The organism is Amycolatopsis sp. NBRC 101858, from assembly GCF_030269325.1.
Taxonomy (GTDB): Bacteria; Actinomycetota; Actinomycetes; order Mycobacteriales; family Pseudonocardiaceae; genus Amycolatopsis; species Amycolatopsis ponsaeliensis.
On sequence record NZ_BSTD01000005.1, the window covers coordinates 213643 to 226956 of the forward strand.

Below are 13314 nucleotides of genomic sequence, written 5' to 3' on the forward strand. Positions count from 1 at the left end.
CGGGGGTGCCCCGGTGAACGTTCAGGCAGGGGAGACCGCCGCCCAGGGGACCGTCAGCTCGCCCAGGCGGATCCGCGGGTCCGCGACCGGCCAGCCGCGGGCCACCAGCAGCCGGACCGTCTCCAGCCAGCGCGACTTCACCCCGAACGCCTGCTGCGGCGCGGCGGTCGCCCAGCAGGTGTCCAGCGTCGCCAGCAGCTCGTGCACCCGCTCGCCCGGGACGTTCCGGTGGATCAGCGCCTTCGGCAGCCGCTCGGCGATCGTCGACGGCTTGTCCAGCCCCGCCAGCCGCATCGAGAGCGTCAGGGAAACCGGGCCGGACGAAGACACCAGCACCCACGTCGACAGCCGGCCGATCTCGTCGCACGTGCCCTCGACCAGCAGGCCGTCCGGGGCCATCGAGTCCAGCACCAGCCCCCACGCGCCCGCGACCTCGTCCTCCGCGTACTGCCGCAGCACGTTGAACGCGCGCACCAGCACCGGCCGCGTCCCGGCCAGCTCGAACCCGCCGCGGCGGAAGTCCAGCAGCGGCGGCGACGCGGCGGGCCGGGCCGCCGAAACCCGCGCGGGATCCAGCTCCAGCCCCAGCACCCGGACGTCCGGCCGGACGCGGCGCAGCCACCGGGCCAGCTCCACCGTCGTCACCGGGGAAGCGCCGTACCCGAGGTCGACGACCAGGGGTGCGTCCGCCGCGCGCAGCAGCCGGGTCGTCGCGGGCGCGTACGTGATCCACCGGTCGACCCGGCGGAGGCGGTTCGGGTTGGTCGTGCCGCGGGTCGGTGCGCCGACCGGGCTCAGTTTGGTTCGGTGAGCCACTTCGCCGTGAATTCGGCTTCGCGCTCCAGCAGCTTCGTGACCTGCTCGGCGATCACGCTCTCCAGCTTCCCGCCGAACAGCGGGATCCGGACGGTGACCTCGCCGCTGATCCGCAGGACGGTCTTCTCGTCACTGGCCAGCAACGCCGTCCGCGCGGCGATCTCGCCCGGGACGCCGCCGACCTCGACCGTCGCGTTGCCCTGCCGGCCGGTGCCGTCGTTGCTCACGCGCCAGGTCTGCGTGCGGGTCACCAGCAGGTCGCCCTTGTGCAGTGTCCGCACCGCCTGCGGCAGCTTGTCCGCGCTGATGCCCTGCCGCAGCTCGTACCGCAGGTTCGTGCCGGAGACCTCGTACGACAGCAGCGCCGCGTCGTGCCCGCCGAGCTCCTCGAGCCGCGCCCGCAGCGCGTCTTCGCCGGCGACCGCCGCGTACGTCGCGGCGACGTCGGCGGAGAACTCAGCACGGTGCTCGATCCGGGATCCCATGAGCCGGACAGTACCGTCAGACGCGTGAACACCGCCCGAACTCCCGCTCTCCCGAAGCTCGCCGCGTACACCACGCTGCGCCTCGGCGGCCCCGCGCGCCGGTTCGTCAGCGCCGTGACCAGCGAAGACCTCGTCACGGCGGTCCGCGAGGCCGACGCGGCGGGCGAGCCGGTGCTGCTGCTCGGCGGCGGCTCCAACCTGGTGGTCGGCGACGCGGGGTTCGACGGCACGCTGATCGAGGTCGCGAACACGGGCTGGCGCCGCGACGGTGACGTCGTGGCGGTCGAGGCCGGCCAGAACTGGGACGCGTTCGTCGCCGGGCTCGTCGAAGCGGGCCTCGGCGGGCTCGAGTGCCTTTCCGGCATCCCGGGCAGCGTCGGCGCGACGCCGATCCAGAACGTCGGCGCGTACGGCTGCGAAGTCGCCGAGTCGATCGTCTCGGTGGAGCTGTACGACCGGCGGACGCGCGAAGTGCGCACGCTCAAGGCCGACGAGCTCGGCTTCGCCTACCGCACGAGCGTCCTCAAGGGCACCGACACCGGCGTCGTCCTCTCGGTCCGCTTCGAGATCCGCGAAGACGGCCTCTCCGCGCCCATCCGCTACGCCGAGCTGGCCCGCACCCTCGGCGTCGAGATCGGCGCCCGCGTCCCGGCGGCCGAAGCGCGCGAAGCGGTGCTCAAGCTGCGTCGCGGCAAGGGCATGGTGCTCGACCCGGACGACCACGACACGTGGAGCGCGGGCTCCTTCTTCACCAACCCGATCGTCCCGTCGGCCGAAGCGGAGGCCGTGCTCGCGCGCATCACGGACAGCGTCGGCTCGGCGGCCCCGCAGTACCCGGCCGACGGTGGCGTCAAGCTGTCCGCGGCCTGGCTGATCGAGCGCGCCGGCTTCGCGAAGGGGTACCCCGGGCCGGGGAACCGCGTCTCGCTGTCGACGAAGCACACCCTCGCGCTGACCAACCGCGGCGACGCGACGACCGAAGACCTGCTCGCCCTGGCCAGGGAGGTCCGCGACGGCGTTTTCGCGCGGTTCGGCGTCCGGCTGCACCCCGAACCGCTCTTGATCAACTGCGTCATTTGAGCCGAAACGGGCAACCTGGACGTGTATGAGACGTCTTTGTCGACAAGGGCGGCGCCACCTGATCGGATGGTCTTTACCTTTCGGCGGGTAACGTCGAGCGCGCCACCAGCGCTAAGAGCGTGTGCTCCGCTGGTCAGGCGGGGGAACTCGGGAGGTTTCGGTGATCGAACGGCGTACGGTCTTCAAGGCCGCTCTGGCGGCGGGAGCCGCTCTGGTCGCCGCGGCGTGTTCGAGCACGAACGACGGCACCGCGCTGCCCACCGGCGCCGCGGGGGCCGACGGTGAGGGCGCGCAGCCCGTGGCGAAGATCACGGCCGAGCCCGCCGTCAACACCAAGGACGCCGCCGTCCTCAAGCCGGTCACCATCAAGGTCGCCGACGGCAAGCTCACCGAGTGCAAGGTGACCGCCGAGGGCGGCAAGGCCCTCAAGGGCGACACCGCGCCGGACGGGCTCACCTGGACCAGCTCCGAGCCGCTCGGCTACGGCAAGACCTACACCTACGCGGCCAAGGCCACCGGCACCGACGGCAAGCCGGTCGAGCTCACCGGCACCTTCAGCACGATCACCCCGGCCAAGCAGATCCGCGCCACGCTCAACCCGGCCGACAACCAGCAGGTCGGCGTGGCCATGCCGATCAGCGTCAAGTTCCAGTCGCCGGTCAAGGACCGCAAGGCGGTCGAGAAGGCGCTTTCGGTGAAGACGGACAAGAACGTCGAGGGCGCGTGGGGCTGGCTCTCGGACAGCCAGGTCGACTACCGGCCGAAGGAGTACTGGCCGCAGAACATCACCGTGAGCGTCGAGGCGAAGCTGTACGGCGTCGAGCTGGGCGGCGGCGCGTACGGCAAGGCCGACGTCACGACGAAGTTCAAGATCGGCCGCAACCAGGTGGTCAAGGTCAACACCCCGGACCACCAGATGCACGTCTACCGCAACGGTGCCCAGGTCAAGAGCTACCCGTGCGCGAACGGGCTGGACGCCGAGGTCGACCGCAACACCCCGAACGGCACCTACATCGTCATGAGCAAGGAGCCGACGGCAGTGTTCGACAACGCCCGCTACGGCTACACGAACGTCAACAAGAAGTGGGCCTGCCGGTTCTCCAACCACGGCGAGTACATCCACGAGAACCAGGACAACGCGGCCAACATCGGGAAGACCAACAACTCCCACGGCTGCGTCAACCTCCTCGAGGCCGACGCCAAGGACTACTTCGACTCCGCGCTGGTCGGCGACCCGGTCGAGATCACCGGTTCGCAGCTGGGCGCGCCGATGAACTCCGACGTCAAGGACTGGAACTTCTCCTGGTCGGCGTGGCAGGGCATGGGCGCGAAGTAGCCGATGCGCACCGAAGTCGTCGGGCACGGCGGGACCCGGCTCGGCCTGCGGGTCGAAGGCGCCGGGAACAGCCGGCCGATCGTGTTCCTGCACGGCTGGGCGCAGTCGGCGGGCTGCTGGGCCGCCCAGCTCGCCGACCCGGCGCTGACCGAGCGGTTCCGGCTGGTCGCGGTGGACCTGCGCGGCCACGGGGCGTCCGACGTCCCGGCCGCGGGCTACGACGACCCGGTGGTCTGGGCCGACGACCTCGCCGCGGTGCTCGACTTCGCCGGACCCGGCGCGATCGTCGTCGCCTGGTCCTACGGCGGCCTGGTGCTCACCGACCACATCCGGGTGCACGGCACCGCACGGCTGCGCGGGATCGTGCTCGTCGGCGCGATCACCGAAATCGGCCGCGACCGCGCGGGCGGGCGCGTCGGCCCGCTGATGCGCGAGCACATGCGGGCGATGCTTTCGGACGATCCGGACATCGCGGTCCCGGCGCTCACCGAGTTCTGCCGCGACCTGGCCGGCGGGCCGGTGCCCGGAGCGCAGGTCCAGGCCCTGCTCGGGGCTTCTCTCAGCGTGCCCCCTTCGGTCCGCGCGGCCCTGTTCCGCCGGGACATCGGCAGTGACGAAGTGCTGGCCGCGGTCGACAAACCCACCCTCGTCGTGCACGGTTCCCAGGACCGCGTGATCGACCCTTCGACGGCCGAGCACACGATCGGGAAGATTCCGGGTGCCACCGGGCGTTGGTTCCTTGACGGGGGGCATGCGCCCTTCGCCGAGTCCGCGGAGGAGTTCGACGCGGTACTCCGGCAGTTCGCCGAGGAATGCTGACGTAACGCGGGAGACGACCAAGGTGACCAGCTCCGTCCGGGGGTTCCGTGCTGGGTTTTCCGGGGCCGAGCCCCAGACCCCGGCCGGGGGGCGAGCCCCCCTGGACCCCCCGAAAGCAGCGGTGCCGCGCCGGGTCGCGGTGCTGTCCGTGCACACATCGCCGCTTGAACAGCCGGGGACCGGCGACGCGGGCGGGATGAACGTCTACGTCAGCCAGACGGCGACGGAGATGGCCCGCCTGGGGGTCGAGGTCGAGGTGTTCACCCGCGCGACGGCGTCGGACCAGCCGCCGGTGGCCGAGCTCGCGCCGGGCGTGACCGTCCGGCACGTGCAGGCGGGCCCGTTCGAGCCGCTGAGCCGCGACGAGCTGCCCGCGCAGCTGTGCGCGTTCACCTCCGGCGTGCTGCGCACCGAGGCGTTCCACGAGCCCGGTTACTACGACCTCATCCACTCGCACTACTGGCTCTCCGGCCAGGTCGGCTGGCTCGCCCGCGACCGGTGGTCGGTGCCGCTGGTGCACACCGCGCACACGCTGGCGAAGGTGAAGAACGCCGCGCTCGCCGAGGGCGACCGGCCCGAGTCGCGCGTCCGCGTGATCGGCGAGGAGCAGGTGGTCGCCGAGGCCGACCGGCTGGTCGCCAACACCGCGGTCGAGGCGCGGCAGCTCATCGACCTCTACGACGCCGAGCCGCACGCGGTGCACGCCGTGCCGCCGGGCGTCGACCTCGAACGCTTCACGCCGGGCTCGCAGGCCGTCGCGCGGGCCGAGCTGGGCCTGGCCGACGACGACGTCGTGCTGGCCTTCGCCGGCCGGATCCAGCCCCTGAAGGCGCCGGACGTGCTGCTGCACGCCGCGGCCGCCATGCTGCGCCGCCGCCCCTCGCTGGCGCCGCGCCTGGTCGTGCTGATCGTCGGCGGGCCGTCCGGCACCGGGCTGGAGCAGCCGCAGGCCCTGCGCGAGCTGGCGGTTTCGCTGGGCATCGAGCGGCAGGTCCGGTTCCTGCCGCCGCAACCGGGTGAAGCGCTCGCGCGGGTGTTCCGCGCCGCCGACGTCGTCGCGGTGCCCAGCTACAACGAGTCGTTCGGGCTGGTCGCGCTGGAGGCGCAGGCCTGCGGGACGCCGGTGGTCGCGGCCGAGGTCGGCGGGCTGCCGGTGGCGGTGCCGCACGGCGTGTCCGGCCTGCTCGTTCCCGGGCACGGCGCGGAGGAGTGGGCGGACGCGCTGGCCGCGGTCGCCCTGCGCCCGGACCGGCGTGCCGAGCTCGGTGCCAACGCCGTCGTGCACGCGGGCCGGTTCTCCTGGCGCCGCACGACGGACGCGCTGCTCGACATCTATGCTCAGGCCACCAGCGCTTTCCGGCACGCGCTGGACCTGCGCGCGGAGGTGGCGGTGTGAGCCTGGACGAGCTGATCCAGTCTACTTTGGACTCAGCGGAGCTGAAGTACGACAAACGCGGTCCAGGCAAGTACTTCGTCACGCTGCCCGGTACGAAGAAGCTGCAGACGAACGCCTGGCTCGTCGACGGCGACCACGCGTTTTCGGTGGAGGCCTTCGTCTGCCGTCGTCCCGACGAGTCCCATGAGGACGTTTACCGGTTCCTGTTGCAGCGCAACGCGAAGCTCTACGGCGTGCACTACACAGTGGACAGTCTCGGCGACATCTACCTGGTCGGCCGGTTCGGCAAGGACACGATGTCGGCCGACGAGCTCGACAAGGTGCTCGGCCAGGTCCTCGAAGCCGCCGACGGCGACTTCAACACGCTGCTGGAGATCGGCTTCGCGACGTCGATCAAGCGCGAGTGGGACTGGCGCGTCTCCCGCGGCGAGTCGCTGGCCAACCTGGCGGCGTTCAAGCACCTCGTGGCGCCCGCTCAGCCGCACGAGCCGGGCTTGACCGACTCGTGACCCAAGCCGTGCAACGGCCCTGAACCGGACATCCGTCTCACCGCCAGTCGAAACTGGAGGGAGACCAGGATGCGGACTCGATGGAGAGCGGCGCTGGCGATCACCGCGGTGGCGTTCGCGCTGGCCGGCTGCTCGGCGGCGGAGAACGGGGCATCGTCCACGGCGGACAGTGCAGGCTCGGGGCGCGTGCCTGCCGCGCCACAGCAGGGCACCGGTAAGGCCGAGCAGAACTCGAAGGTGACGCCGCCGCAGGCCGGCGCCACCGACCGCAAGCTCTCGCGCAGCGCCCGGCTGGAGCTGACGGCCACGAAGGTCGTCGACGTCGTCGCGCAGGCCCGCGGGGTCGCGCTGGGCGCGGGCGGGTACACCGGGCAGGAAGCCACCAGCGAGGACTCGGCGACGCTGTCGCTCGCGGTGCCCGCGGACAAGCTCGACCCGGTGCTCGACCAGCTGTCGCACCTGGGCTCTTCGCTGGTCAAGCGCGAGCTGAACACCCAGGACGTGACCGAGCAGGTCGTCGACGTCGAGGCGCGGCTGGCGACGCAGCGCAAGTCGGTCGAGCGGATCCGGGCGCTGCTTTCGCAGGCGACTTCGGTGTCGGACATCACGTCGATCGAGAGCGAGCTGACGAGCCGCGAGTCGGCGCTCGAGTCGTTGGAGCAGCAGCGGAACTCGCTGGCGGGCAGTGTCGCGATGGCGACGGTGGCGATGAGCATCCGCAGCGTCGCGGCGCCGGCCCCGGTGCAGGAGGACCGCAGCGGCTTCCTCGGTGGCCTGGCCGGCGGGTGGGACGCGTTCCTGACCTTCGGCGGCGGGCTGCTGACGGTCCTGGGGGCCGTGGCGCCGTTCCTGCTGATCGTCGTGCCGCTGGGGTGGCTGGGCTGGCGGCTGAACCGCCGTCGGCGTCCGGTGAAGCCGGCGCCGGTGCACACCGAGGGGTGAGCGGAACAGGCGGGACGGCTCGAGGGAGGGGGGAGTCGCGATCTCGAGCCGCCCCGCTGAAGTTCCCGCCGATCAGGACCCGGTGACGAGGGGGATGCCAACGGGGCCGGCGGGCCGCGGCTCGGCAGGGGGGAGACGAGCCGCGGTCGAAGCCCGAAACCGGCCGGGGAGTGCGTGGAATCCGGCCGCTCGGGACGTAAGTCAACCTGTCAGATCTCGACCTGTAATCACAAGACTACCCACTAGTCCGTTCGGGTGAACTTCGCTCGCGACGATAACGGAGTGCAGTTTGATCCCCGAATTTTGCGCGTTGTTGGCACTTGGACTTGTCGAAGGGTGAGGTGTTACTCCGCGGTAACACACTCTGCGTAGGACGCGAGGTCACCGGTCGATCGAGTGGTCCGGTCTGGCAGGCTGTTCCCCATGGCCGAGATTGGGACGTTGGTGCTGCTCCGCCACGGGCAGAGCACGTGGAACGCGGAAAACCTGTTCACCGGCTGGGTGGACGTGCCGCTGTCGGAACAGGGCGAGGGCGAAGCCCGCCAGGGCGGGCAGCTGCTGTCCGGCGCCGGGCTGCTGCCGGACGTGGTGCACACCTCGCTGCTGCGGCGGGCGATCTCCACCGCGAACATCGCGCTGGACGCCGCCGACCGGCACTGGATCCCGGTGAAGCGCGACTGGCGCCTCAACGAGCGCCACTACGGCGCGCTGCAGGGCAAGGACAAGAAGCAGACCCTGGCCGAGTTCGGCGAAGAGCAGTTCATGCTCTGGCGCCGCTCGTACGACACCCCGCCGCCGGCGATCGACCCGAAGGACGAGTGGAGCCAGGCCGACGACGCCCGGTACGCGAACCTCGGCGACGCCGCGCCGCTGACCGAGTGCCTCAAGGACGTCGTCGAGCGGCTGCTGCCGTACTGGGAGTCCGAGATCGTGCCGGACCTGCGCGCGGGCAAGACCGTGCTGGTCGCCGCGCACGGCAACTCGCTGCGCGCGCTCGTCAAGCACCTCGACGGGATCTCCGACGCCGACATCGCCGGCCTAAACATCCCCACCGGCATCCCGCTGCGCTACGACCTCACGGCCGACCTGAAGCCGGTCAAGGCCGGCGGCGAGTACCTCGACCCCGAGGCCGCCGAGGAAGCCGCCGCCGCGGTCGCCAACCAGGGCCGCTGACGCGTTCGCCGTGACCGGCACGCGCGGTGCCGGTCACGGCTCTCAGGACGCCGTGACCGCCTCGATGCGGGTCGCCTTCCAGACCCCGCCCTCGCGAACGAGGTCGAGCGTGACCGTGAGCGGCTTGTCGGTCGTCCCCGTGGCGTTGGTGACCTTGAGCGTCGTGAAGAGGAGCGCGGACGCCTTCTCGGCGGTGACGGTCGTGAGACCCGCCACCAATGCCGGAACGGCGACCCCGGTGCCGTTGTCGTGCACGCCCTGGAGGAACGCGGCCTTCTTCGCCCGGTAATCGCTCAGCAGCGGCTCGGCGATGACGGCTTCGGCCCGTGCGTACGAACCTTCCGGGTCGGCGCGGTCCACCGTGAACAACGCTGTCGCGTCCGCTCGCGCGCCGGCCAGCGCGGAGTCGCGCAGGCCGACCGGGCCGCCGTCGTCCGGCCGGGTCGTGAGCGGCGGCAGCGCGGGGTTCACCTTGATGTCGGAAATCCGCCAGTGACCGTCCCCACGCACCGCGGTGAAGGCTACCGTGGCCAGGGCTTTCGTGGCGCCGTTGACCTGTTGCAGCGCGGCCAGCGCCTGAACCCGGTCGCCCGCCAGCTCGAGCGCGGCGGACCGCAGCACGCGGGTGGTCAGCCGCACCGGCCGCGGGTTCTTCCGTACGTCCTCGAACAACGTCGTGAGCTGCGTCTTCGCGTCGCCGGTGACGTTGTCCCCGGCGGCCTTCTCCCAAGCCGCCGGGTTCGTGGAGTCGTAGCTGAACACCGCCTCGGCCGCCGTCTTCACCGCGTCGAGCGCGGTCGCCGTCCCGGGGCCGTTGACGACCGCGAGGTTGCCGTCGAGCGGCTTGGCCGTGCCCGAGACCGCCGACGTGCACGCCGACGTCGCCAGGACCAGGACCAGCGCCGGCAGCGCTCGCTTCACAGCAGCCCGGCCTCGCGGGCCCGGGCCCCGGCTTGGAAGCGGGACGACGCGCCGAGGATGTCCATCAGCTCCGCCACCCGCCGCCGGTAGGTCCGCAGGCCGACGCCGAGGGCGCGGGCCGCCGTCTCGTCCTTGCAGCCGGACGCCAGCTGCTCGAGGATCTCGCGCGCGCCCAGCTCGGTGAACCGGGCCTGGTAGGACTCCAGGTCGGTGGCGCCGTGCCAGGCCGCCTCGAACAGCGACTGGATGCCCTGGACCAGCTCCGGGCTGCTGACGACCGTGTAGCTGCGGACGCCGCCGACGTTGTCGCCGGCCACGATCGCGATCCGGCGGTCCAGCAGGATCGTCTCGTTGACCTCGCGCTCGGTGATCCGGATGCGCGCGCCGTGCGTGGCCATGAACCGCAGGTGCTCGGCCAGCTTCGGGTCGAACAGCACGCCGGGCAGGTACATCTTGCGGACGTTCGTGTCACGCACCGCCTGCTCCCGCTCGGGCGCCGTCGGGTGCGCCACCGACCACGTGTGCAGGTCGCGGGCCGCGCACGAAACCTCCGTCGCGGTCGCGAACAGGTGCTTGGTGCGCTCGAAAAGCTCCGCTTCGCCGCGCACCACGACGACGTCACTGACTCTCTCCACGCATTCCAGTGTGGCAGCAAATTGCCAAAACCGGTGGTGGTGAGCCCGCGCCGCAAAGCTGGAGCCATGACCACGAACACCCTCCCCGCCGCCGCGGCGGGCACCTGGAAGCTCGGCTCCTTCGAAGTCAACCGGCTCGGGTTCGGCGCCATGCGCCTGATGTCCACTTCGGACGGTGGCATCCGCGACCGCGAGACGTCGATCGCCGTGCTCCGCCGCGCCGTCGAGCTCGGCGTGAACCACATCGACACCGCCGTCTTCTACTTCGCCGGCCCCCGTTCGGCGAACGAGCTGATCAACCGCGCCCTCGCGCCGTACGACGACCTGACGATCACCACCAAGGTCGGCCCGGGCCGCGACTTCACCGGCGCGTTCTACACCGCCCGGCCGGACCAGCTGCGGGCCCAGGTCGAAGAGAACCTGCGCGAGCTGGGCCTCGAGCACCTCGACGTCGCCAACTACCGGATCGGCGAGGGCCTCGACCGCGGGGAAGGCTCGCTCGCCGACGGCTTCGGCGCGCTCGCCGAGCTGCGGCAGGAGGGCCTGATCCGCGAGCTGGGCATCTCCAACGTCGCGCCGCACCACCTGACCGAGGCGCTCGAGATCGCGCCGGTCGTCTGCGTCCAGAACCAGTACGGCCTCACCGCGCGCCGCGAGGACGACGAGATCGTCCGGATGTGCGCCGAGCGCGGGATCGCCTTCGTGCCGTTCTTCGCCGTCGCGAGCGGGACGGGCGAGGACGCCCGCGTCGCCGAGGTCGCGCGCCGGCACGACGCCACCCCGGCCCAGGTGCGGCTCGCGTGGACCCTCCACCAGGGACCGCACGTGCTCGCCATCCCGGGCACCGGCGACGTCGCGCACCTCGAGCAGAACGTCGCGGCGGCGGCGTTGCGGCTCACGGACGAGGACCTGAAGACCCTCGACGGCGATGCGTGATTCACCCGGAATGTCTCGCCGGGGAATCGATCGGGTGAACGCCGGCTGAAGCGGCGGCGAACATGTCCTCCCCAGGTGTCGCGGTGCTCACGACAAGGCGGACAACGCTAGGCCGAAGGGCCACTTCTCAGCTTACGATCGGCCTGTGACCACGCCTGTTTCACTCGCACTGGCCATCGGAACCCTGGTGGCCGGTGCGGTGGTCGGTTACCTCGTCGCGCGGGCGCGAACCCGCCGCGAAGAGGCCCGGCCGCCGGGCCCGACCGTCGCGGAGCTCCTCGAACGGCTGGTCCGGTCGTCCCACAACGGCGTCGTCGTGCTCAACAAGTTCGGCGACATGGTGCTGCACAACCCGCGCGCCTACGAGCTGGGCCTGGTGAAGGTCAACCAGGCCGACCCGCGGGCCCGCAAGGCCGCCGAGCAGGTCGTCGAGACCGACGAGCCGATGGAGATCGACCTTTCGCCGCTCGAAGCGCGCGGCCGCCAGCCGGAGGCGGTGCTCGGCCAGGTCCGGCCGCTCGGCGACGGCTTCACGGTCGTCGAGGCCGTCGACCACTCCGAGGCCATCCGGCTGGAGGCCGTGCGCCGCGACTTCGTCGCCAACGTCAGCCACGAGCTCAAGACCCCGGTCGGCGCGATCGCGCTGCTCACCGAGGCCGTGCTCGACGCCGCCGAGGACGTCGAGGAGGTCCGCCGCTTCGGCGGCAAGATCCTGCGCGAGTCCACCCGGCTCGGCCAGCTCGTCACCGAGCTGATCGCGCTTTCGCGGCTGCAGGGCGCCGAGCGGCTGCCGGACCTCAACGTCGTCGAGGTCGACGCGGTCGTCCGCGAAGCACTCGGCCGGACGACGCTCTCGGCCGAGTCGGCCGACATCCGGATCACCACCGACACCCCCAGCGGCCTGCTCATCGAGGGCGACCGGACGCTGCTGGTCACCGCGCTGTCGAACTTGCTGGAGAACGCCGTCGCGTACTCGCCGGCCGGCAGCCCGGTGTCGATCTCCCGCCGGCTCGCCGACGGGATGGTCGAGGTCGCCGTCACCGACCGCGGCATCGGCATCCCCGAGGACGAGCAGACGCGGGTGTTCGAGCGCTTCTACCGCGCCGACAAGGCCCGCTCGCGCGCCACCGGCGGCACCGGGCTCGGCCTGGCCATCGTCAAGCACGTCGCGGCCAACCACGGCGGCTCGGTCGGGCTGTGGAGCCGCCCCGGCACCGGCTCGACGTTCACCCTGCGCATCCCTGCGCACGTCAGCCCCGAACCGGCCCCCGAGCCGGCGCGGGCCGCCAAGACCTCGCCGGCACCACGGCAGGAGAAGACCCCCGAGCGCACCCCCAGGCTCGTGGTTACCGGGCAGGACAGCCCAGATCATGGAGGAAACCTGTGACCAGGGTTCTCATCGTCGAGGACGAGGAGTCGTTCGCCGACCCCCTCGCCTTCCTGCTGCGCAAGGAAGGGTTCACCGCGGCCGTGGCCGGCACCGGCCAGGCCGCGCTGGAGGAGTTCGACCGCAACGGCGCCGACATCGTGCTGCTCGACCTGATGCTGCCCGGGATGAGCGGCACCGACGTCTGCAAGCAGCTGCGCCAGCGCTCGGCCGTGCCGGTGATCATGGTGACCGCGCGCGACAGCGAAATCGACAAGGTCGTCGGCCTGGAGCTGGGCGCGGACGACTACGTGACGAAGCCGTACTCGGCGCGCGAGCTGATCGCGCGGGTGCGGGCGGTGCTGCGGCGCGGCGGCGAGCCGGGCTCGGAGGGCGAGCTGGCCCCGCTGGTGCTGTCGGCGGGCCCGGTCCGGATGGACGTCGAGCGGCACGTGGTGACGGTGGACGGCGGCGAGGTTTCGCTCCCGCTCAAGGAGTTCGACCTGCTGGAGTACCTGCTCCGCAACGTCGGCCGGGTGCTCACGCGCGGGCAGCTGATCGACCGGGTGTGGGGCGCGGACTACGTCGGCGACACGAAGACGCTGGATGTCCACGTGAAGCGGCTGCGCTCGAAGATCGAGCCGGACCCGGGCTCGCCCCGGCACCTCGTGACGGTCCGCGGTCTCGGGTACAAGTTCGAGACGTGAGCCTGCTGTCTTAAAGACTGTCCTCGCCGGACGGGCAGGCTCTGGGATGACCTCGGGGCCGCTTTCGGCTCACCTTCGCGTTTGGGTCGCGGTTGGTCATCCCGTCGCCTGAACGAGGCCTATCACTTTGAGCCAGGCCCGCAAGGTTGCGTACTCGGCCCGCTGTCGGGCTGTGGGTTGCGGGCCTGGCTCA

Annotated in this window: 14 protein-coding genes; 10 read left to right on the top strand and 4 right to left on the bottom strand. The window is 71.5% G+C overall.

The window, feature by feature from the left end:
- Positions 1–21: 21 nt before the first annotated feature.
- Both QSK39_RS35030 and QSK39_RS35035 read right to left on the bottom strand, forming a co-directional pair.
- On the bottom strand, positions 22–816 hold the full coding sequence (locus QSK39_RS35030; RefSeq protein ID WP_285482146.1) for a class I SAM-dependent methyltransferase: 795 nt from the start codon (positions 814–816) through the stop codon (positions 22–24).
- On the bottom strand, positions 795–1301 hold the full coding sequence (locus tag QSK39_RS35035) for a DUF2505 domain-containing protein (RefSeq protein ID WP_285482147.1): 507 nt from the start codon (positions 1299–1301) through the stop codon (positions 795–797). The genes QSK39_RS35030 and QSK39_RS35035 overlap by 22 nt, the downstream gene beginning before the upstream one ends.
- 24 nt (positions 1302–1325) lie before the next feature.
- Between QSK39_RS35035 and QSK39_RS35040 the strand changes: the two genes are divergently transcribed.
- From QSK39_RS35040 to QSK39_RS35070, 7 genes are all read left to right on the top strand, one after another.
- Positions 1326–2381 carry a UDP-N-acetylmuramate dehydrogenase gene (locus QSK39_RS35040; protein WP_285482148.1) on the top strand — a complete coding sequence of 352 codons (1056 nt, stop codon included), beginning with the start codon at positions 1326–1328 and terminating at the stop codon, positions 2379–2381.
- A gap of 160 nt (positions 2382–2541) precedes the next feature.
- Entirely contained in the window at positions 2542–3717 is a 1176-nt protein-coding gene (locus tag QSK39_RS35045) for a L,D-transpeptidase (protein WP_285482149.1), read from the top strand.
- A gap of 3 nt (positions 3718–3720) precedes the next feature.
- Complete coding sequence (locus tag QSK39_RS35050; protein ID WP_285482150.1) at positions 3721–4536, top strand: alpha/beta fold hydrolase; 816 nt, start codon at positions 3721–3723, stop codon at positions 4534–4536.
- A 100-nt stretch (positions 4537–4636) separates the two neighbouring features.
- Positions 4637–5932: a D-inositol-3-phosphate glycosyltransferase gene (mshA, locus tag QSK39_RS35055; RefSeq protein ID WP_285482842.1), complete on the top strand. Its 1296-nt coding sequence runs from the start codon at positions 4637–4639 to the stop codon at positions 5930–5932.
- Positions 5929–6441, top strand: a complete 513-nt coding sequence (locus QSK39_RS35060) for a type III secretion system chaperone family protein (RefSeq protein WP_285482151.1) — start codon at positions 5929–5931, stop codon at positions 6439–6441. The genes mshA and QSK39_RS35060 overlap by 4 nt, the downstream gene beginning before the upstream one ends.
- A gap of 69 nt (positions 6442–6510) precedes the next feature.
- Positions 6511–7383, top strand: a complete 873-nt coding sequence (locus QSK39_RS35065) for a DUF4349 domain-containing protein (protein WP_285482152.1) — start codon at positions 6511–6513, stop codon at positions 7381–7383.
- A 423-nt stretch (positions 7384–7806) separates the two neighbouring features.
- A complete protein-coding gene (locus tag QSK39_RS35070; RefSeq protein WP_285482153.1) occupies positions 7807–8556 on the top strand; it encodes a phosphoglyceromutase in 750 nt (249 codons plus the stop codon).
- Positions 8557–8598: 42 nt separating this feature from the next.
- Here QSK39_RS35070 and QSK39_RS35075 read toward each other — a convergent pair whose 3' ends face one another.
- Both QSK39_RS35075 and QSK39_RS35080 read right to left on the bottom strand, forming a co-directional pair.
- Positions 8599–9477, bottom strand: a complete 879-nt coding sequence (locus QSK39_RS35075; RefSeq protein ID WP_285482154.1) for a hypothetical protein — start codon at positions 9475–9477, stop codon at positions 8599–8601.
- Positions 9474–10112: a helix-turn-helix domain-containing protein gene (locus QSK39_RS35080; RefSeq protein ID WP_285482155.1), complete on the bottom strand. Its 639-nt coding sequence runs from the start codon at positions 10110–10112 to the stop codon at positions 9474–9476. Before QSK39_RS35080 ends, QSK39_RS35075 begins: the two co-directional genes overlap by 4 nt.
- 66 nt (positions 10113–10178) lie before the next feature.
- On the opposite strand from QSK39_RS35080, the gene QSK39_RS35085 reads away from it, so the two are divergent.
- From QSK39_RS35085 to QSK39_RS35095, 3 genes are all read left to right on the top strand, one after another.
- Entirely contained in the window at positions 10179–11048 is an 870-nt protein-coding gene (locus QSK39_RS35085; protein WP_285482156.1) for an oxidoreductase, read from the top strand.
- A 145-nt stretch (positions 11049–11193) separates the two neighbouring features.
- Positions 11194–12435, top strand: a complete 1242-nt coding sequence (locus QSK39_RS35090) for a sensor histidine kinase (protein WP_285482157.1) — start codon at positions 11194–11196, stop codon at positions 12433–12435.
- Complete coding sequence (locus QSK39_RS35095; protein ID WP_285482158.1) at positions 12432–13121, top strand: response regulator; 690 nt, start codon at positions 12432–12434, stop codon at positions 13119–13121. Before QSK39_RS35090 ends, QSK39_RS35095 begins: the two co-directional genes overlap by 4 nt.
- Positions 13122–13314 lie beyond the last annotated feature (193 nt).

Bases quoted from the DNA above. Each gene is read 5' to 3' on its own strand.
- QSK39_RS35035 (WP_285482147.1), bottom strand. From the start codon at position 1,301: ATGGGATCCCGGATCGAGCACCGTGCTGAGTTCTCCGCCGACGTCGCC.
- QSK39_RS35050 (WP_285482150.1), top strand. From the start codon at position 3,721: ATGCGCACCGAAGTCGTCGGGCACGGCGGGACCCGGCTCGGCCTGCGG.
- QSK39_RS35065 (WP_285482152.1), top strand. From the start codon at position 6,511: ATGCGGACTCGATGGAGAGCGGCGCTGGCGATCACCGCGGTGGCGTTC.
- QSK39_RS35070 (WP_285482153.1), top strand. From the start codon at position 7,807: ATGGCCGAGATTGGGACGTTGGTGCTGCTCCGCCACGGGCAGAGCACG.
- QSK39_RS35085 (WP_285482156.1), top strand. From the start codon at position 10,179: ATGACCACGAACACCCTCCCCGCCGCCGCGGCGGGCACCTGGAAGCTC.